Annotated in this window: 1 pseudogene; it reads left to right on the forward strand. The window is 74.6% G+C overall.

Annotated elements, in window-relative coordinates:
• Positions 1-272: pseudogene (locus SB822_RS57175) on the forward strand (EamA/RhaT family transporter); the annotation flags it as partial.

Here is a 272-nt window from a genome sequence, read left to right on the forward strand (position 1 = left end):
GCAGCGACGTGGCCCAGCGGCTGTCGCTGCTGCTGTCGCTGGCGGCGGCGTTCGCGTGGTTCGGCGAACAGGCCCAGGCCATCCGGCTGGCGGGCCTGGCCACCGGCCTGCTGGCGATCGTGGCGATCCTGCACCGCCCCGGCGAGGCGACCAGCGTGCCGCGCGGCCGCGCCTGGCCCTGGCTGCTGGCGGTATGGATCGGCTTCGCCCTGATCGACGTGCTGCTCAAGCGCATCGCCCAGGCCGGGGTGTCCTCGCTCAGCTCGCTGACG

It is taken from the genome of Paraburkholderia sp. SIMBA_054 (genome assembly GCF_046534875.1).
GTDB lineage: Bacteria > Pseudomonadota > Gammaproteobacteria > Burkholderiales > Burkholderiaceae > Paraburkholderia > Paraburkholderia hospita.